The following is an 18,909-nucleotide window of genomic DNA, read 5'->3' on the forward strand; positions in this document are numbered from 1 at the left end:
CAAAAAAATAACCTCGCTAACTGCGAGGTTATTTTTTATTTCCAAATAAGATTAAGAAATCGCCATAGCCTTCTTTTTCTAATTCCTCTTTTGGAATAAATCGAAGAGCTGCGGAATTAATGCAGTAACGAAGCCCATTCGGTCCTGGACCGTCTGGAAATACATGCCCAAGATGTGAATCTCCTTCTTTACTTCTCACTTCTGTACGTGTCATATTATAACTCACATCCATCTTTTCTTTCACACTTGCTGACATAACTGGTTTTGTAAAACTAGGCCATCCACATCCACTATCAAATTTATCTAGAGAAGTAAACAACGGCTCACCTGAAACGATATCTACATAAAGCCCTTCCTCTTTATGGTTCCAATACTCATTTCGAAATGGTGGTTCTGTACCATTTTCCTGTGTTACATAAAACTGCATCTCATTGAGTTTTTCTTTTAAATGAGCATTATCCTTTGGCCAATGTTGCTTAATAAAAGCATCTCGTCCTGAGCCTTTACGATATAACTCATAGCGGAATGTGTTTTTCTTATGATATCCTTGGTGATATTCCTCAGCTGGATAAAATGTAGCTGCTGGTAGTATTTTTGTCGCAATTGGTTTCGAAAAGCGCCCACTCTGCTCAAGCTCTTCTTTTGAGGCTTCTGCTTTTTTATGTTGTTGTTCATTATGATAAAAAATCACCGTTTCATAAGACTGTCCGCGGTCATGGAATTGTCCCCCAATATCGGTCGGATCAATTTGTCTCCAATATATATTTAACAATTCCTCATACGGCATTTTATTTTCATCAAATGTAATTTGTACCGCTTCATAATGTCCTGTTGTTTCCGAGCACACTTCTTTATACGTTGGATCCTCTTTATGACCGCCTGTATAACCTGAAACAACCTGTATAATTCCCTCCATCTCTTCAAATGGAGAAACCATACACCAAAAACACCCTCCAGCAAATGTAGCCAACTCTACCTTTTCATTTACAGCCATTCTTTCACCCCTATTCTATATTCTCCTTACAGTATGGCATAAGAAACATAATGTTATAAAAGAAAAAGCATCGAACATCGATGCTTTTTCTCTACTTCACTTTATTTTGTTCCAACATCCTTCTCCATTTCATCACTTGTCACGTCTAAAACATCTAGTAAGAAAATGAAGATTGGAATACCGATAATCAGTCCCCATACACCTAAGAAGTGTTCTGAAAAGATTAATACCATAAAAGTATAGAAAATCGGTAAATTTGTTTTTTGCGACATAAACTTCGGATTTAATACGTAACTTTCAAGCGCATGAATAACTGTTACGATAACTAAAATATAAACAACGTACATAATACCGCCAATATTGTAAGCAATCATACAAAGTGGGAATAACGAAATGATAACCCCCGCTACTGGAATTAAGCCAAGCAAGAAAATCATTAACGCTAAACCTAATAATTGCGGGAATCCTAATATCCATAATGCGATAACTGAAAGAACACAGTTAACAACAGCAATTAAAAATTGCGCTTCGATTACCTTTCCAAATGAACGTGCAAATTTCTTTCCGAAGTACTCAATTTCAGTATAGAAAATTGCAAGCCTGCTTTCTTTAAACTTTGCAGTAAAACCAACAATACGAGATTTTTCTAGTAAGAAAAACAAACTTAAAATTAAAGAAAGTAAAACTTGAAGGCCAAATTTACCAACATTCGTAATCGATTTATACAAAATGTCTACGCCTTGTCCTACATATTTAGAAAGCTCCATATGATTGACAGCATTAACTGCATACTTAATTAGTTCACTATCTGGTGGGTTTCTTAAAAATACATTGAATTGGTAAATCAATTGTGAAATTTGTATCGTTAATACTGGTAAATATTTAAATAGCGTAATAGCAATTCCACCAATTAACATTACATATAGAAATGCTATAATAATTTTTCGATTAATAGGCATGAAATGATCTAATTTGCGGGAAATAAACTTTTGGAATCGATCCATTAAATACGTGAGAATAAACGTAATTAATATTAAATTCAACATACTTTGCAGCCCGTATAACACGAGAGCAAGTATTACTAATACGAGTAACCTCTGAAATCCTTTGCTTTGAAACAGGTTTTTTATTTGCATAATCGACGAATACTCTCTCCTGTCCTATAAACTAAAACGTTAATAAGTAGATTTCTCTCTCTTTTCTACTTTTAATTATTCATTCATATTAAGATTTTTATAAACTCATTATATGCCTATCTTAACAGGTATATAGTAGCTTACTTCTTATTTTACAATACAATGACCTAATTCAAAACGTATTCTACATAGTATTAATGAAGATTTAAGGAAACTTACATTTTTTTAAATAGGTCTTACCACTACTGTAACATAAAAAGCAAGCTATCAGTAGAAATCTGTCCTACAAATAGCTTGCTTTTCTTATTTTTTAAGTAAGTTTTACTATCCAATGAACGGCATAAACATTGGGATGACAACTACTGTTACAACCCCAACTACCGTTACAGCAATGCTTGCCATCGCTGCCTCTACCTCACCCATTTCAATTCCTACTGCAACTCCTAATGCATGGCCCGCTGTTCCAAGTGCTAAACCTTTTGCAATTGGATGCTTAACTCTAAATGTTTTTAAGAATAATGCCCCTAATGCGTATACGATAACTGCGTTGAAAATAACTGCAAACGATGTAATTGCTGGAATACCACCAATACTTTCTGAGATTGGTAACGCAATTGCTGTTGTTGCTGCTTGTGGTAGCATTGAATTCATTACTGCTGTATCTAAACCGATTGCTTTTGCGACAATGAACACGACAATTACTGAGCAAATAGATCCAACCACGATAGCCGATAAAATTTGCCACCAATATTTTTTCAACTTATCCACTTGTTTGTATAGTGGGATAGCGAATGCAATTGTTGCTGGTTCTAAGAAGAAACTAATCATTTTTCCGCCAGTATTATATTCTTCAAATGTAAAGTTACCTACCTTTAGAAAGACAATCCCTAATACCATCGCTACAAATAATGGTGTAAATAAGAAGAATCCTTTTGAATGCTTGAATAATAATGTTCCGATCCCGTATGCGATTAATGAAACGACGATTCCGAAATATGGAGTCATTGTGCTTGCCATATTCATTACCTCCTAACAATATATAAATGCAATGGTTACGCAACCTTTCCGTGCTTGCGTCCTTTATTTACTACTTTCAATTCTTTTGTATCTTCTGTTTCTTTTTCGTCTTTTCCTAAAATAAATTGTGCAAATAATCCTGTTACAGCGAGTAAAATAACTGTTGCTACAACAATTACAGTTACAATTTGTACAAAATATTGTCCCATTACACCAAGAGAATTAATAACTGAAATACCTGATGGGACGAACAGGAATCCGATAATACCTGTTAAAGCTGTTCCGAGTGATTCAACTTGCTCCAATTTAATAACTTTTAAACATAATAGACTAAATAAAATAACTAACCCGATTACCGATGAAGGCATCGGAATTGGTAAATGTGTTGCAATAATATTAGAAATTAACATAATAGCTGAGAATATGAATGCTTGTGATAAGAAACTATATACTTTTTTCGTACTCATTTTGGCCACCTCTTTCGATTTGGTACCTTTATTGTATAGGATATAAACGTCTAAGTAAGCGTTTACATATCAGAACGTCAAATATACAGAATCAGTTGCAAATATAAAAGGATGAAATACAAAAGCTGCTTCTTAAATACGAAGCAGCTTCTTGAGTTCTTTGGCATATGTACGGCTAACAGGTACTTTCGATCCTTCTTTCATGATTAAATTATAAGTAGAATTGAACCATGGCTGAATTTCAGTAATATGATTAATATTCGTAATAAAGCTACGATGGACGCGCATGAAGCTTGCTTGTGGTAACTTCTTCTCTAAAATTACAAGTGTATCATGTGTTACATATGTTTCCCTCATTGTTTTTACTGTTACTTTCCCATCTACAAGCCCTACATATATAATATCTTCAATATTCACAAGTACGATTGATTCTTCAATTGGTAATGCTAATTTATGCATCTCTGCTGTTACATCTGTCCCCTTTATTTCGTGCTTCGTTTCTATTTGCGCTTGTTTTTGTTTTTTATACTTCTTTAATGTTTGCACAATACGCTCTTCATCAAATGGTTTTAAAATGTAGTCTAACGCATCTACTTCAAATGCTTGCAACGCATATTGATCATAGGCAGTAGCAAATACAATTGCAGGTGGATTTTTCATCTTCTTTAATATATTCGCGATTTCAAATCCGTTATCATCGGATAATTGAATATCTAAAAACACAATATCTGGTCTACATTGCATTAGTTCTTCTAATGCGTCTTCCACACAATCAGCCTCACCAACTATCTCAACTTCTTTCGTTCTCTCTAATAAATACTTTAGTTCATCACGTGCTAACATTTCATCGTCAACTACTAATACTTTTAACACCTGGCTCTTCCTCCCCTACTTTTTTTGGAATAATAAAGGTAATCTCCGTCCCTTTATTTAATTCACTTTCGATATGAAGCATCGTTTCTTTCCCAAATAACCCAATAAGACGTTCATTAATATTATATAAAGCAGTTCCAGTCCCTTTCTTTGACGAAACTACCATCTTTCCTAATTGTTCTAAACGTTCTTCCTCAATTCCCTGTCCATTATCTTTTACTTCAAAATGAACCATACCCTCTTTTTCAAAAACATGCACTTCCACTTCGCATACTGGTTGCTTCTTCGGAAAAGCATGTCGCAATGCATTTTCAACCAATAGTTGAAGAACAAATGGTGGTACTAAAGTTGTCTTTAGCTCATCCTCAATATACATCTTTACCTCATACTTATTTGGGAACCTTGCTTGTTCTAGTGATAAGTATGCCTGTACATGGTTTAATTCTTGTTCTAGTGGAATCAATAACTGACGTGCTCCTTGCAAATTACAACGGAAATACACGCTAAGCTGTAATAATAACTTCCTTGCTTTTTCTACATCTGTTCGGCATAAAGCTGATACTGTATTAATCGCATTAAATAAAAAGTGCGGGTTAATTTGCGCTTGTAATGCTTTTATCTCCGCATCTTGAAGTAATTTACTTTGCAACTCAGCTTCGCCTAACTCTAACTGCGTGGAGAATATTTTTGCTAACCCTTCTGCTAATTCTTCTTCAACGCGACTTAACTGGTTAGAATTTTTGAAATACAGTTTTAATGTCCCTATCGTATTTCCATGTGAAGTTAGTGGAATAACAATAGCGGCTTGTAAGGGACAGCCTTCATGTTGGCAATTAATAACCTCACGTGATTTCGCCTTCATTATTTGCCCTGTATGTAAAACTTCTTTTGATAAACCAGTTATTAAACTATGTGAAGGAATATGGTGATCTGATGCTAATCCAACGTGCGCTAATATTTTCTCTGTATCTGTTAAAGATACCGCATCCGTTCCTGTAAAGCGGTGAATAATTTGTGCCACATGCTTACACGATTCTTCTGTTAAGCCTTGACGAAAATACGGTAACGTTTTATCAGCAATACGCAATACTTTATGAGTCTGAAGTGCTTTTGCATTCTCCTCCTGACGCAAAATAGCTTGTATCATAGAAAGTAAAATAAAACTTCCAAAACTATTTACAAGAATCATGGGTATCGCTATTGTTTTCACAACGCTAATTCCATCCTCTATAATTAATAAAATCATAAGCATTTCTAAAGATACGATAAAAACACTTAAAACTGCTGAAAACTTAGGAGTAATTGTACGGTTATATTTTTTGAAAATATATCCGATATAACCAGTTATAATCCCGGCTAAAATAGAAGAAATTGCACAGCTTAGCGCTGTCGTACCACCAAGCATATAACGATGAATACCAGCAATAAACCCCACTCCAACCCCTACGATAGGGCCACCAAGTAAGCCGCTAATACCAACCCCCATAATACGCGTATTCGCAATTGTACTTGACGAAGAAACACCTTGTAACCAATTTTCATTCATAATTGTATTTCCCGCTATTTCAATCCCAGTGTAATTGCTTACAATTGTAAATACCGAAAAAATACAAATAAGCTTAAGCTTATCTACATAGCCATCCTGTTTATGAAGGAGGCGCCTGAAAGTTTTAATATGAGAGAGTAAAAATCCTAAAATAACTATAAGTCCGACTCGTTCAATCATCATGAGTACTAAATTTAGCATCTTTGATTCATTCCTTTTTATTTAGTTAGTTTTATTATGGGAAAATAATGAAGTCGACGTCAAGAAGAACGAAATGTTTTTTGAAATATTTTACACATAATAACTTCCTCTTTATTTGACAATCCAATAGAAGAGTGCTAAAAATAAAGTAATATAATACAGTCCTTTAACCCAACCCCGTGAGGTTGAGAAGGAAGTCGGAATACAATATACGTATGTTCTTTTTTGGGGATACGTATGCTTTTTTGGCCTTCTCATCATATCAGGTGAGAAGGCCTTTTGTTATTCTTCCATAGCGACTGTAGAAAATAAGGAGGAGTAATAATGAACGTCACTACTGATGTACAACAAACAACAGAGGAGACGAAAGCGAAAAGGTATAAAACATTATTTGGTTCTGCGCTAGGATATGCAGCAGAAGGTTTAGATATGTTGCTATTATCTTTCGTACTTGTCTATATTTTAAAAGAGTTTCACTTAAGTCCTGTTGAAGGTGGAAACTTAACATTAGCTACCACAATAGGGATGTTAATTGGTTCTTATTTATTTGGATTTATTGCTGATTTATTCGGTCGTATTCGTACAATGGCCTTCACAATCTTACTGTTTTCACTAGCAACCGCACTCATTTATTTCGCAACAGACTACTCGCAATTATTAATTCTTCGCTTTTTAGTTGGAATGGGAGTTGGTGGTGAATTCGGAATCGGAATGGCCATTGTAACAGAAACATGGTCTAAAGAAATGCGCGCTAAAGCGACATCTGTTGTTGCACTTGGATGGCAATTTGGTGTACTGATTGCTTCACTCCTTCCAGCATTTATTGTCCCGTACTTTGGATGGAGAGCCGTTTTCTTATTTGGATTAATTCCAGCTTTACTAGCTGTCTATGTACGTAAAAGTTTAAGTGAACCGAAAATATGGGAGCAAAAACAACGCTACAAAAAGGAACTATTGCAAAAAGAAGCTTCAGGTAAATTAACAACTACTGAAGCAGAACAACTAAAACATATAAAAAAATTCCCACTTCGAAAGTTATTTGCCAATAAAAAAGTAACAATCACAACAATCGGTCTTATTATTATGTCATTTATCCAGAACTTCGGATATTACGGAATCTTCACATGGATGCCAACTATTTTAGCAAATAAATATAACTATACATTAGCAAAAGCAAGTGGCTGGATGTTCATTTCTACCATCGGTATGCTAATTGGAATTGCAATCTTTGGTATTTTGGCTGATAAAATTGGTCGTCGTAAAACTTTTGCAATTTATTATATTGGCGGTACAGTATACTGTCTCATTTATTTCTTCTTATTCACAGATTCAACATTATTATTATGGGGAAGTGCATTGCTTGGATTCTTTGCAAATGGAATGATGGGAGGATTTGGGGCAATTTTAGCTGAAAACTATCCTGCTGAAGCTCGCTCTACCGCAGAAAACTTTATTTTCGGTACAGGACGTGGGTTAGCTGGATTTGGACCTGTTATTATTGGCTTACTCGCTACAGGTGGCAACCTGCTTGGAGCATTGTCCCTGATTTTTATCATCTATCCAATCGGGTTAATTACAATGCTACTATGTGTACCAGAAACAAAGGGAAAAGTATTAGATTAAACGTAAAAGAGGAAGCATCTCATTTAAGATGCTTCCTCTTTTACGTTTTTATTTATCATTTATTTTGATTTACTAGCCTTCTGAAATAAGAATGCAGTTTTATCTTCTTCTTTTACAATACCTTGTTTTAATGCTAATTCTCCTGCAACTTTAGGCGCTAACCATAGCATTGGGAATAACAAAATTGATACCGGAACTGCCGTCACTACGATAAACGATTGTAGCGCATTAATACTTCCTTCACCCATATATAAAAGAATTGCTGCAACTGCTCCCATAATAAGCGACCAAAAAATTCGCAAACTAATTCTAGGATCTCCGTCTCCAGTCACTGCCATTGAAATGGAATACGCCATTGAATCTCCTGTTGTCACTACAAATAAAATTGTTAATAAAAGAAATGCTGGTCCAATAATATTAGAAAGTGGCAGTTGCCCTGTAATTGCAATCATAGCTGCCGGCATACCAGATTCACTTAATGCGTCCGAGATAGACCCAGGATTCATTAACTCATAAAACACACCTGATCCACCTAATATAGTAAACCAAAACGTTGTAATAATAGGTGCGATAATTCCAATTGCAACGATGATTTCTCGAATCGTTCTCCCTCTTGAAATTCGACTCACTAAAATTGCCATCATTGGTCCGTATCCAATAAACCATCCCCAGAAAAAGATTGTCCAAGATCCTAACCAACTTGTATCACCACGGTATGTGCTCATCGGTATAAACTCACTTACATAAAATCCAAACGAAGAAACAAACGAATCAATAATAAATCCACCTGGCCCAAATAGTAATATGAATGCCATTAACAAAATTGCCAATCTAACATTTAAATTACTTATAATTTGAATCCCTTTATCAATACCTGTTACTGCCGATATGGTAGACACGGCCACTACACAAACAATAATTGCTAATTGAGTAGTAAACACATCAGAAATTCCAAATAATTCTTGTAATCCATAACTTGCTTGCAAACCTAAAAATCCAATTGGGCCAATTGTACCTGCAGCTACTGCAATAATTGCAGCTGCATCAATTATCGTTCCAAGCAGGCTCTTTCTTAATTTTTCCCCAAAAATAGGATATAAAAGCGTTCGAGGTTTTAGCGGCATACCTTTATGATAATGTCCATACATCATAACTACCGCACTAATTGTGCCTAAAATCGTCCATGCTAAAAATCCCCAATGCATATAACTTTGTGCTAAAGCAGGCATGACTGCTTCTTTCGTTCCAGCAGATATACCATCATGTATTGGTGGCACCGTCATCAAATGGTACATTGGCTCTGCTGCTGCCCAAAAAACGCCACCTCCGGCAAGTAATGTAGACATAATAATAGCAAGCCATTTTGCCGTACTAATCTCAGGTTTTTCTAATCCCCCAAGTTTAACTCTCCCATATTTCGAGAACGCCATACACATTGCAACAACAAATGTACCTAATAATAAAACTTGCCAGAATGCACCGAAATATTTAATTGAAAAAGCGAAACTGTTATTAATCGTACTCTCTACATAATCCTTGTTCAAAAAAACTGCAATTACAAATAATAAAAGTGAACCACCACTAATAATAAATACAGGCCAATCAGTTTTTCGACTCTTCATCCTCATTTATACTTCCTCCTTCCTCAGCAATCTAAAAAAACAACTTTATTATGTTTTATTGTTTAAACCCAAAACACAATAATTATATATGCATAACATTTTATCGACTTCCCACATACTTATGTTGTCCCTAAAAATATGCCAAATCCCTTATTAAAAAGAAAAAATCTCTTTCTCTTACATAAAAAAGCAAAACAAAAGACCTTATATTTCTATAAGGTCTTCGAAACAGAAATTTGATTATAACATAAGGAACTCCTTGGTTCAAAAAGCCTCTTCCAAAAATAACCGAGAGTAAAGGCTTCCATTTGCTACATAACAGTAATTAAAAAAAATTATATTTTGCAAAAAAACCTACACTAAATATTATTTATGAAAGAAATTCGGCTTCAAAATTTCATTGGGATACGGTTTATGATAAATGTGAGTGGTAGCTGGAGATAATGGTGGAATAAGCCACACCCAATTACCTGTTACAACTCGACCACAAGCAGCTTCTTGCTTCTCAAATTGCTGAAATTGTTGTGCAGCAGTATGGTGGTCAACGATACTAACTCCTTGTTTTTTAAAGGAGTGTAGTACGGCAATATTCAACTCGATTAGCGCCTTATCTTTCCATAAAGTACCGTTTCTCGATGTATCTAAATCCATCATCTCCGCAACAGCCGGAAGTAAATTATAACGATCATGATCCGCTAAGTTGCGCGCCCCAATTTCTGTTCCCATATACCATCCATTGAACGGAGCAGCTGTATAAGAAATACCACCAATTTCTAAGCGCATATCTGAAATCATTGGAACCCCATACCATTTTGCTCCAAGTGATGAAATAGGATATTCTGGGTGTTCAATCGGCACTTCTTTTACTTCTTCTCTCGGAATTTCTTTATATGTAGGTACCTTCCCGTTTATAGAAAACACAAGTGGCAATACATCGAAATTCGTACCTTCTCCTTTCCAGCCAAGCTCCTTACAAAAGTCCGTAAATGTAGCGGAATGAGAGTCACCAATCACTCCCATTTCTGTTTTATATCCTGCATATCGAATCAATTGGTGATTATAAATTCGTATATTATTTTCCTCACCTTGATATTGCTTAAAAATCGTAATGGTTGGTTTAACTTTCCCGTCGTTCGTTGCATATTTAATATGATGAATTAATGCATTATATACACCCTCTTCATCATTTACTTCGCGCGCATCTAATATGTGCATCTTACTCCAAAATAGTCTCCCAATACATCTATTACTGTTACGCCATGCCATTCGTGAACCATGAACAAGTTCTTCAAATGTATGCTCATATGTCCCTGTCTTCTCTACCTCAATTTGAATTTCTTTTATACGTTCTTCTATCAATTGTTCTTTATGAAGCTCCTTATAACAAATCGTAATAAAATTACTTGCTTCCTCTATTAATTGTTTCGTTTTACTCATAAACAATCTCCTTCTATTTCAACAAAACCCTGCTACTTTACAGTATAAGCAAAAAGGATAGGAGTCACAAATGAAAGTGAGAGTGTTACTTTTATTGTAATATTTTTCAGAAAATTAATAAACTTACTATTGACTTATATGAAAAACGGGTGTATTTTTGACTCAGGTAAAGTATTTTTACCTAGAGCAACTTTTTAAATAGAAAGGAGGTAATGTTGTGTCTTCATTTCAATTGCCAAAGCTTTCATATGACTATGATGAACTAGAGCCACATATCGATAGCAATACACTTTCCATTCATCATGGAAAGCACCATGCGACATACGTAAACAATTTAAATGCTACTTTAGAAAATTATACTGAATTACATAATAAATCTTTAGAAGAATTGCTATGTAATTTAGATGCTTTACCGAAGGAAATTGTTACAGCTGTACGAAATAACGGTGGTGGTCACTATTGTCATAGTCTTTTTTGGGAAGTGATGAGCCCACGAGGTGGCGGTGAGCCTAATGGAGACGTTGCAAAAGTAATTGATTATTATTTCAATACCTTTGACAACTTAAAAGATCAAATTTCCAAAGCAGCTATTAGTCGTTTTGGAAGTGGCTATGGATGGCTTGTTCTTGACGGTGAGAAACTCTCTGTTATGAGTACACCAAATCAAGATACGCCTTTGCAAGAAGGGAAAATCCCCTTACTCGTAATTGATGTATGGGAACATGCTTATTATTTAAAGTATCAAAATCGGCGCCCCGAGTTTGTTACCAACTGGTGGCATACGGTAAGCTGGGACCAAGTAAACGAGAAGTATTTACAAGCAATTCAATCGCAAAAACATTAGTCGTACGTATAAGGTAAATTTGGTAATGTAAAATCAGTATTGTCGAAATCCTCCAGAATCCCCCGGATTGCCACCGGGGGATTTATGATTACTTCATTGTATTTATATAATGTTTTAAAACATTTTTTATTTCTATTTTCAGCTCTCGGAACAAAAATCCGAATTCACGAGCCTTTCCATTATGTAACGTACAGTTAGTTACCTCATTATAAGGAGCTATATTTTCCCCAGCTTCCTGGATAAGTGCTTTTATTCCCGTCTTCTCTTCTATGAAATGAATAATTTCTTCCATAGAAACTCCCCCGTTACTACAGGCGTTAATTGGTCCTTTCACATTTTCCATTCCGCACCAAGCTAGAAACTCTCCTGCCTCTTTTTCATGTATAAATGACAAAGTTCCATCTACATGATCCACAACGATAGGTTTTTGGTTCACAACACATTCAACGTAAAATTGTAACCTTTTCGTATAATCATTTTCTCCAATAACAACTGGAAAACGCACTGTAACGACTGGGAATGTTGCATATTGAAATAAAACCGCTTCGGCTAATCGCTTTCCTTCACTATAATTAAAATCATTCCTATCTCCATATGTAATTGCATATTCGTATGGATTAAAGTCCTCTTCTAACAAGCTTAATGCAGGTTCATAGACAGCCATTGAAGATGTCATAATATACTTCTTCGTTTTTCCTTTTAAAACTTCACATACCATTTTCGCTGCATTTGAACTATAGCATAAATTATCGTATACAATATCATAACTTTTTCCTTCTAGACGCTCTTCTAGTAGTTTTCCATCTTCTCTATCGACAATTATTCTTTTTACTGCGTTACCAAAAGAATCTTCAGTAACTCCCCTCGTGGCAATTGTTACATCGTGTCCAGCTTGCAAAAGGTACTCTACTAAATGTTTACCAAAAAATCTTGTTCCTCCTAGCACCAACACTTTCTTCAATTTCATCATCCCCATTTTTGCAATTTATAAAATACTACTTCTTTTATTATAAAAGGCTACTATATAAAAAAGCATGAAATCAGTTTAACGATTCCATGCTTTTATGCAGATAATATATTAACGGACTCTATATTTAAAAATACAATAACAAAAGTACAAAATAGAAATTACTGATACATAAACCCATAGTTCATATACAAATCCCTCTCCCCACACTCCCATAAAATAAAATAGTGAAGGTAAAGTCAATGTTACCCATGATTGTACGAAGGCGATTCTTCCGAGATATTGATTAATATTCTTTTTTTGTGTATTTAGCACAAAGAATAAGTACCAAAGTAATGCCCACATAAACCATGTTAACGCATTAACAACATCATGAAATTGAACAAATGAAACAACCATATAGAATAAGGCTATAATTGCTACCCAAATACAAAACCATCCTAGACCACTACTATCCATTCCCTTTATAAAAGTAACACCTACATATAAATAGGTTAATCCAAATAAGAAAGTAGCCGCATATGAATACACTGTCCAATTGCTTTGGTCAGAAATCATGATCAAATAAAACGGAATAATAATTTGTAGTGCACCCACAAATAAATTAAAAACACCCGCACTTTTCATCTCTGCTTTCCCTAATATAACAAGACTATTTAAAAATAAAGCTGCCCCTGAAAGTAATAATCCTACATAACCCATATATATTCGTGTGAAAATCTTTACCTTTCACACTTTTAACCTCCCCACACTATAAAGTGATACTTATATTATTTTTCTTCCCATTTAAAACTACATACATAATTTTTCATCCGGATAAGTCAGACCTCCTACTTCAAAAAAGGAGCGAACTTAAAACGCTTTCAATAATAAATAATCCTATCAAAACATGAACTAGGATGCCTTGATTATAAACGGACTCTAGCGATGATACAAGTGTTGGAATACATTTCAATAATACGCTTTCAATTCCCATAAAAAATGAATAAAATAATACATTCCTCTATCTCATTCTACTACCTTCTAGCATAAGATATTGTAAAATCATATCATTTTAAGAAAGGTTTGATATTTATGCCTCTTCATTATCCAAATCATTCTGTTTTTCACTCTACAGGTGTGTTAACAAGAGAGCCTGCAACTATTTCAGCAGTCATAAACATTGTAAATTTAGATGCATATTACGCTCACTATGTAAATATAGAAGTGTGGGATTGGTCTAATTATTCTAATCCTGTAAAGTTACCTGTATTAATTGGTGAAAATACAGAAGTAGAATTCCCATATGTTTTACAAGGCAATCATCTCGCAGTCTTTTATGCTAATTTAGATGAGACTATTGATTTGTATGAAATACGTATTTCTTATCCCGCTCACTCCAATATTATTGCAAATTGTTTCGGACGAAGTCTCCCACCATATACAAGTCAAGAGGGAAACACAGTATATCACAAACAACTTGTTCGAATTCATTAATTCCTCCTATTATGTAATAGGTGGTGGTCCGTAATACATTCTTTCTTATGAGAAAATTGTATTACGGACCTAAAGCGCGATAGTACCCCTTAACAGTTTTTGATTGTTTCAAATCCTCAATTTAGTATAAGGAATAGGCTTGAATCAAAACCTTTAATTTCTTTTAATAAATTTACATATGCTTGTTGAAATTGCTCTTGTGTTGCTGGCTGATCATAAAGTAAAGCCTTAATCAGTTGGGGTTTTACAGGCAGTTGATCCCTCATCTATATCCTTTCCGATAATTTTCCTTATTTATAACAATACCTTTACTGACATTGAAAATATCGATTCCTACACGTGTCGCCAGTCAAATATTCCTATAAAACAGCGAACGTTCTTTTCTAGGTTAGGTAATAAACTTAATAGAAAATGAATATAAAAAATGACCTCTTGCTTTTATGCAAAGGTCATTTTTTTATTCATCATTAAACTTCTAAATAGCCATTTTTATTATTTGATTGCCATTTCCAAGAATCTGCACACATCTCTTCTAATCCGCGTATTGCCTCCCAGCCTAATTCACGCTTTGCTTTCGATGCATCAGCAAAACATACTGCCACATCACCTGGGCGACGCTCTGTAATTTTATAAGGAACTTTCTTGCCCGAAACTTTTTCAAATGCTTCAACCATCTCTAGTACACTATAGCCCATGCCTGTGCCCAGGTTATAAGCATCTACTCCTGTTGTACTCAGTACTTTCTCAAGCGCCTTTACGTGACCATTTGCTAAGTCCACAACATGGATGTAATCACGGACTCCTGTTCCATCTTTCGTTGGATAGTCATTTCCGAATACACTTAATTCTTTTAACTTACCTACTGCTACTTGCGTTACATATGGCATTAAATTATTTGGGATTCCATTTGGATCTTCTCCGATACGCCCACTTTCGTGTGCACCAAATGGATTGAAATAGCGAAGTAATGCGATACTCCATTCTGCATCTGCAAATGCTACATCACGCATAATTTGCTCAATCATTAATTTCGTTTGACCATATGGATTTGTTGCACTTAATGGAAACTCCTCCGTAATCGGTGACGTTTCCGGGATACCATATACAGTTGCAGATGAACTAAAGATCATCTTCTTCACATTATGCTTCTGCATCACTTCACATAGCACTAATGTGCTTGTAATGTTGTTATGATAATACGTTAACGGAATTGCTACTGATTCCCCTACAGCCTTAAATCCTGCAAAGTGAATAACAGCTTCAATTGTATTTTCTTCAAAAATCGTATCAAGTGCTTCTCGATTTAAAATATCTTCTTTATAAAATGTAAACTGTTTTCCTGTTATATCTTTCACTCGATTTATAGACTCTACTGAGCTGTTCGAAAGATTATCTACTACTATAATTTCGTAACCGTTTTTTAGTAATTCTACGCATGTATGACTACCAATATATCCTGCTCCACCTGTTACAAGTATTGCCATAATTATAGTCCTCCATATTTCATTCATTATAAACTTCTCAAAGTATATCACATATTTCTTATCATATGTTTATTATGCGAACACAGAAACTTACATTTTATACCATGATTATTTTGTACAATACACGATTCCAATCAGGTAATAAAAAAACGCCACATAACAGACATCGCGTGGCGTTTTTTGATCAAATTACGTAACAATATACACTTAGAAAATGCGCAAGACTACCTAATAATACAAAAACATGAAAAATTTCATGATGTCCCATATATTTAAACTCTAGCCATTTTGGCTTTGTGCCATAAATAAATCCACCAATTGTATAAAAAATGCCCCCAAGTACTAAGAAAACAATACCTCCTGTACTTAAATTCTCAGCTAACGGTGCAAAGAACAAAACAATTAACCAACCCATCGTAATATAAATTGCTGTCGATAACCATCTTGGACAATTAAACCAAAACATTTTAAACACAATACCACAAATCGCAGTTGCATAGACTAAACAAAATAATAGCAAACCACTTGCTGAATTTAATGTAATTAAGCAAAAGGGTGCATATGTACCTGCAATTAATATAAAAATCATAGAATGATCTAGCTTCCTAAAGAAGTAAATAACACGTTCATTGGCCACAACACTATGATACACAGCTGACGACGTATAAAGGACCATCATTCCAATACCAAACAAAATAACAGCTGTAATTGCAGCAAATGATGGCATCTTAATAGAAACTTTCACAAGCATGGCTAATAAGGCAATAAATGATAATATCGCTCCACCTAAGTGAGTAAATGCGTTAACTGGTTCCCTTACATAAGCATTCATAATAACACCCCTCATATAATTACATGTAGTTTTAATAACTACATGTAATTATATACACATTTCTTTTTGAGGTCAACATTTACAATTCATTTGTTTCGTAATACCATATTTAAAGATATATTAAACATTAAGTTCCACTAAGTTATAAAAGTGAGGGATTCTACGTGGAAAATATAAATGAATTACTTGAGACATTACATTTAGAAAAAAATATTAAACTTGAGGATATTCCAAATGTTGACTTATATGTAGACCAAGTTGTCCAACTATTTGAGAATACTTATGCAGATACAACGAGAACTGATGATGAAAAAGTATTAACAAAAACGATGATTAATAATTACGCAAAAGGAAAACTATTCATCCCTATCAAAAATAAAAAGTATTCAAAAGAGCATATGATTTTAATTAGCCTAATTTACCAATTAAAAGGAGCTCTCTCCATTAACGACATAAAAAGTTCATTAGAAAATATAAATGACTCCTTATTAAACGATGATTCATTTGAATTAAATGCGGTATATAAAAATTATCTTGCTCTTACTGAAAGCAATGTCGAAAGCTTTAAACAAGACGTAAATAAACGTGTTACAGAAGTAAATGAGATTTCTTCCTTAGAAGATACAAAGCTAGAAAAATTTCTACTACTAACATCCTTCGTGACTATGAGTAATATGTATAGACGTTTAGCAGAGCAACTAGTTGATGATTTGAAAAAATCATAAATAAAAAACTATCCACCTATTAAAGTGGATAGTTTTTTATTTATTTAATTGCCTCATGAACTTTTAATTGTTTCCCTTTAATCGTTGTAGTCTTCATGACTTTCAAGACAAGTGGTCCTTTTCCATTTAATATTTCAACGTAAGAAACGTTATCTTGTATCGTAATAATACCTATATCTTCTGCTGTAACACCTTTAATTTTAGCAATTGTACCGACGAAATCTACCGCTCTAATTTTCTTTTTCTTCCCGCCATTAAAGTACAGCTTCATAATGCCTTTGTTTATGTCCGCATTTTTATCTTTCTTTATAATTGGTTTAGCATGTATCTTTTCTTCAAATGCAGCTTTCTCTTTCATAACTTCTTCTTTTGAAGGTCCAATTGCCTTTGGAATTTCAAAACCAATATACTCCTCAATCTCTTCTAAAAATCTATTTTCATATGGTGTTATAAATGTAATAGCTTTTCCACTATTTCCAGCTCGTCCCGTTCTTCCAGTACGATGTACATAGCTTTCTTTTTCAAGTGGAATATCATAATTAATAACATGTGTAATATTATCAATATCAATTCCTCTCGCAGCCACGTCTGTTGCTACTAAATAACGGAACTTTCCTTTTCTAAAATCATCCATAACTTCAAAACGATCTTCCTGTACCATACCACCGTGTATTTTGTCACAAGGATAATTAACTCGTTTTAGCTGTCTATATACATGATCTACGTTTTCTTGTGTACGACAAAAAATAATACAACTGTCTGGATTTTCAATTATAGTTACATCCTTAAGAAGTGAAAGCTTCTCTTCTTCCCTTACTTCAAAAAGAGTATGTTCAATTTTATCCGTTGTAATCCCGGCCGCTTTAATTTCAATATGAATTGGTGAATTCATATATGTACGAGATAATTTTTCAACATCTTCTGGAAGTGTTGCTGAAAATAACATTGTCATTCTTTTTGTAGGTAATTCATCAATAATTGCCTCTACTTGATCGATAAAGCCCATATTTAGCATCTCATCTGCTTCATCAATAACTAAATACTTCAAACACTCTAAAGAAAGGGTACCCTTTTCAATATGATCCAACACACGACCAGGAGTCCCAACTACAATATGTGTCTTTTGCTTTAATTCTAATTTTTGACGTGCAAATGGAGATTTTCCATAAACTGCCGCAGCCTTAATCCTTTTGAATCGACCTATATTTGTAATATCTTCTTTTACCTGCACCGCAAGCTCTCTCGTTGGTGTTAAAACTAATGCTTGTGGTTTATTCTCTTCCCACTCCACCATTTCACAAAGTGGAATACCAAATGAAGCTGTTTTTCCACTTCCAGTCTGAGACTTCACAACAAGGTCCTTCTTTTGTAATGCGACTGGAATAACCTCACCTTGTACTTCTGTTGGATGATCATATCCTAACCCAGTAAGTGCCCTTACAATTTCCTTACTTAATTTATAATCAGAAAAACTTTTTTTACTCATATATTAACCTCATTTTATTATGTATTATTTTCTTTTTTATCTTTTGTATACGTTACTATCACCCTACTTATTATACTTGAAACCTTACATAAAAAGGTGGTTCATGCCAGATTCATCTTTTTATATAGAAATAAACCTTATCATTTCATATATTGTTCAACTAATTGATAACATCTTTT

General features: G+C 34.3%; 17 protein-coding genes. 4 read left to right on the plus strand and 13 right to left on the minus strand.

Annotation, left to right across the window (positions count from 1 at the left end; genetic code table 11):
• Positions 1–28: 28 nt before the first annotated feature.
• The 6 genes from msrB to lytS all read right to left on the minus strand — a co-directional run bounded on the left by msrB (position 29) and on the right by lytS (position 6,234).
• Positions 29–994, minus strand: coding sequence for a peptide-methionine (R)-S-oxide reductase MsrB (gene msrB, locus JFU02_RS18870; RefSeq protein ID WP_201071460.1), 966 nt, complete (start codon positions 992–994; stop codon positions 29–31).
• 101 nt (positions 995–1,095) lie between these two features.
• On the minus strand, positions 1,096–2,130 hold the full coding sequence (locus JFU02_RS18875; protein WP_001166011.1) for an AI-2E family transporter: 1,035 nt from the start codon (positions 2,128–2,130) through the stop codon (positions 1,096–1,098).
• Positions 2,131–2,454: 324 nt separating this feature from the next.
• Positions 2,455–3,147: an antiholin-like protein LrgB gene (gene lrgB / locus JFU02_RS18880; protein ID WP_000168869.1), complete on the minus strand. Its 693-nt coding sequence runs from the start codon at positions 3,145–3,147 to the stop codon at positions 2,455–2,457.
• Positions 3,148–3,182: 35 nt separating this feature from the next.
• Complete coding sequence (lrgA, locus tag JFU02_RS18885) at positions 3,183–3,614, minus strand: antiholin-like murein hydrolase modulator LrgA (protein ID WP_000104903.1); 432 nt, start codon at positions 3,612–3,614, stop codon at positions 3,183–3,185.
• Positions 3,615–3,746: 132 nt separating this feature from the next.
• Positions 3,747–4,487 (minus strand): LytR/AlgR family response regulator transcription factor, encoded by a 741-nt coding sequence (locus tag JFU02_RS18890; RefSeq protein WP_061667940.1) that lies wholly within the window; start codon positions 4,485–4,487, stop codon positions 3,747–3,749.
• On the minus strand, positions 4,465–6,234 hold the full coding sequence (lytS, locus tag JFU02_RS18895; protein ID WP_000933588.1) for a two-component system sensor histidine kinase LytS: 1,770 nt from the start codon (positions 6,232–6,234) through the stop codon (positions 4,465–4,467). The genes JFU02_RS18890 and lytS overlap by 23 nt, the downstream gene beginning before the upstream one ends.
• A 324-nt stretch (positions 6,235–6,558) precedes the next feature.
• Between lytS and JFU02_RS18900 the strand changes: the two genes are divergently transcribed.
• Positions 6,559–7,857: an MFS transporter gene (locus JFU02_RS18900; protein ID WP_001103409.1), complete on the plus strand. Its 1,299-nt coding sequence runs from the start codon at positions 6,559–6,561 to the stop codon at positions 7,855–7,857.
• Between the two features lie 59 nt (positions 7,858–7,916).
• Here JFU02_RS18900 and JFU02_RS18905 read toward each other — a convergent pair whose 3' ends face one another.
• Entirely contained in the window at positions 7,917–9,485 is a 1,569-nt protein-coding gene (locus JFU02_RS18905) for a BCCT family transporter (protein ID WP_086790789.1), read from the minus strand.
• A gap of 360 nt (positions 9,486–9,845) precedes the next feature.
• Entirely contained in the window at positions 9,846–10,916 is a 1,071-nt protein-coding gene (locus tag JFU02_RS18910; RefSeq protein WP_097821101.1) for a nitric oxide synthase oxygenase, read from the minus strand.
• A gap of 217 nt (positions 10,917–11,133) precedes the next feature.
• Between JFU02_RS18910 and sodA the strand changes: the two genes are divergently transcribed.
• Positions 11,134–11,760 (plus strand): superoxide dismutase [Mn], encoded by a 627-nt coding sequence (sodA, locus tag JFU02_RS18915; RefSeq protein WP_201071463.1) that lies wholly within the window; start codon positions 11,134–11,136, stop codon positions 11,758–11,760.
• An 88-nt stretch (positions 11,761–11,848) separates the two neighbouring features.
• On the opposite strand, the gene JFU02_RS18920 is transcribed toward sodA, so the two are convergent.
• The gene (locus JFU02_RS18920) at positions 11,849–12,736 is read right to left on the minus strand and encodes an NAD-dependent epimerase/dehydratase family protein (protein ID WP_061667943.1); all 888 of its coding nucleotides are present in this window, start codon (positions 12,734–12,736) and stop codon (positions 11,849–11,851) included.
• A gap of 102 nt (positions 12,737–12,838) precedes the next feature.
• On the minus strand, positions 12,839–13,429 hold the full coding sequence (locus JFU02_RS18925; RefSeq protein WP_000542567.1) for an AmiS/UreI family transporter: 591 nt from the start codon (positions 13,427–13,429) through the stop codon (positions 12,839–12,841).
• A gap of 372 nt (positions 13,430–13,801) precedes the next feature.
• Here JFU02_RS18925 and JFU02_RS18930 point away from each other — a divergent pair, with 372 nt between their 5' ends.
• Positions 13,802–14,203 (plus strand): hypothetical protein, encoded by a 402-nt coding sequence (locus JFU02_RS18930; RefSeq protein ID WP_001128271.1) that lies wholly within the window; start codon positions 13,802–13,804, stop codon positions 14,201–14,203.
• Between the two features lie 467 nt (positions 14,204–14,670).
• Here the strand turns inward: JFU02_RS18930 and galE are convergent, their stop codons facing one another.
• Entirely contained in the window at positions 14,671–15,687 is a 1,017-nt protein-coding gene (gene galE / locus JFU02_RS18935) for a UDP-glucose 4-epimerase GalE (protein WP_098013600.1), read from the minus strand.
• Positions 15,688–15,871: 184 nt separating this feature from the next.
• Positions 15,872–16,519 (minus strand): PAQR family membrane homeostasis protein TrhA, encoded by a 648-nt coding sequence (gene trhA / locus JFU02_RS18940; protein WP_201071477.1) that lies wholly within the window; start codon positions 16,517–16,519, stop codon positions 15,872–15,874.
• 164 nt (positions 16,520–16,683) lie between these two features.
• On the opposite strand from trhA, the gene JFU02_RS18945 reads away from it, so the two are divergent.
• Positions 16,684–17,244: a DUF1836 domain-containing protein gene (locus JFU02_RS18945; RefSeq protein ID WP_000427876.1), complete on the plus strand. Its 561-nt coding sequence runs from the start codon at positions 16,684–16,686 to the stop codon at positions 17,242–17,244.
• 40 nt (positions 17,245–17,284) lie between these two features.
• On the opposite strand, the gene dbpA is transcribed toward JFU02_RS18945, so the two are convergent.
• Positions 17,285–18,730 carry an ATP-dependent RNA helicase DbpA gene (dbpA, locus tag JFU02_RS18950; protein ID WP_097821105.1) on the minus strand — a complete coding sequence of 482 codons (1,446 nt, stop codon included), beginning with the start codon at positions 18,728–18,730 and terminating at the stop codon, positions 17,285–17,287.
• Between the last annotated feature and the right edge of the window lie 179 nt (positions 18,731–18,909).

It is taken from the genome of Bacillus sp. TH13, from assembly GCF_016651175.1.
Lineage (GTDB): Bacteria > Bacillota > Bacilli > Bacillales > Bacillaceae_G > Bacillus_A > Bacillus_A thuringiensis_S.

Coding starts and splice junctions, on each gene's coding strand:
- JFU02_RS18930 (WP_001128271.1), top strand. CDS start 13,802: ATGCCTCTTCATTATCCAAATCATTCTGTTTTTCACTCTACAGGTGTG.
- JFU02_RS18910 (WP_097821101.1), bottom strand. CDS start 10,916: ATGAGTAAAACGAAACAATTAATAGAGGAAGCAAGTAATTTTATTACG.
- JFU02_RS18900 (WP_001103409.1), top strand. CDS start 6,559: ATGAACGTCACTACTGATGTACAACAAACAACAGAGGAGACGAAAGCG.
- JFU02_RS18925 (WP_000542567.1), bottom strand. CDS start 13,429: ATGGGTTATGTAGGATTATTACTTTCAGGGGCAGCTTTATTTTTAAAT.
- lytS (WP_000933588.1), bottom strand. CDS start 6,234: ATGCTAAATTTAGTACTCATGATGATTGAACGAGTCGGACTTATAGTT.
- lrgA (WP_000104903.1), bottom strand. CDS start 3,614: ATGAGTACGAAAAAAGTATATAGTTTCTTATCACAAGCATTCATATTC.
- JFU02_RS18875 (WP_001166011.1), bottom strand. CDS start 2,130: ATGCAAATAAAAAACCTGTTTCAAAGCAAAGGATTTCAGAGGTTACTC.
- galE (WP_098013600.1), bottom strand. CDS start 15,687: ATGGCAATACTTGTAACAGGTGGAGCAGGATATATTGGTAGTCATACA.
- msrB (WP_201071460.1), bottom strand. CDS start 994: ATGGCTGTAAATGAAAAGGTAGAGTTGGCTACATTTGCTGGAGGGTGT.
- lrgB (WP_000168869.1), bottom strand. CDS start 3,147: ATGGCAAGCACAATGACTCCATATTTCGGAATCGTCGTTTCATTAATC.
- dbpA (WP_097821105.1), bottom strand. CDS start 18,730: ATGAGTAAAAAAAGTTTTTCTGATTATAAATTAAGTAAGGAAATTGTA.
- JFU02_RS18905 (WP_086790789.1), bottom strand. CDS start 9,485: ATGAGGATGAAGAGTCGAAAAACTGATTGGCCTGTATTTATTATTAGT.
- trhA (WP_201071477.1), bottom strand. CDS start 16,519: ATGAATGCTTATGTAAGGGAACCAGTTAACGCATTTACTCACTTAGGT.
- JFU02_RS18920 (WP_061667943.1), bottom strand. CDS start 12,736: ATGGGGATGATGAAATTGAAGAAAGTGTTGGTGCTAGGAGGAACAAGA.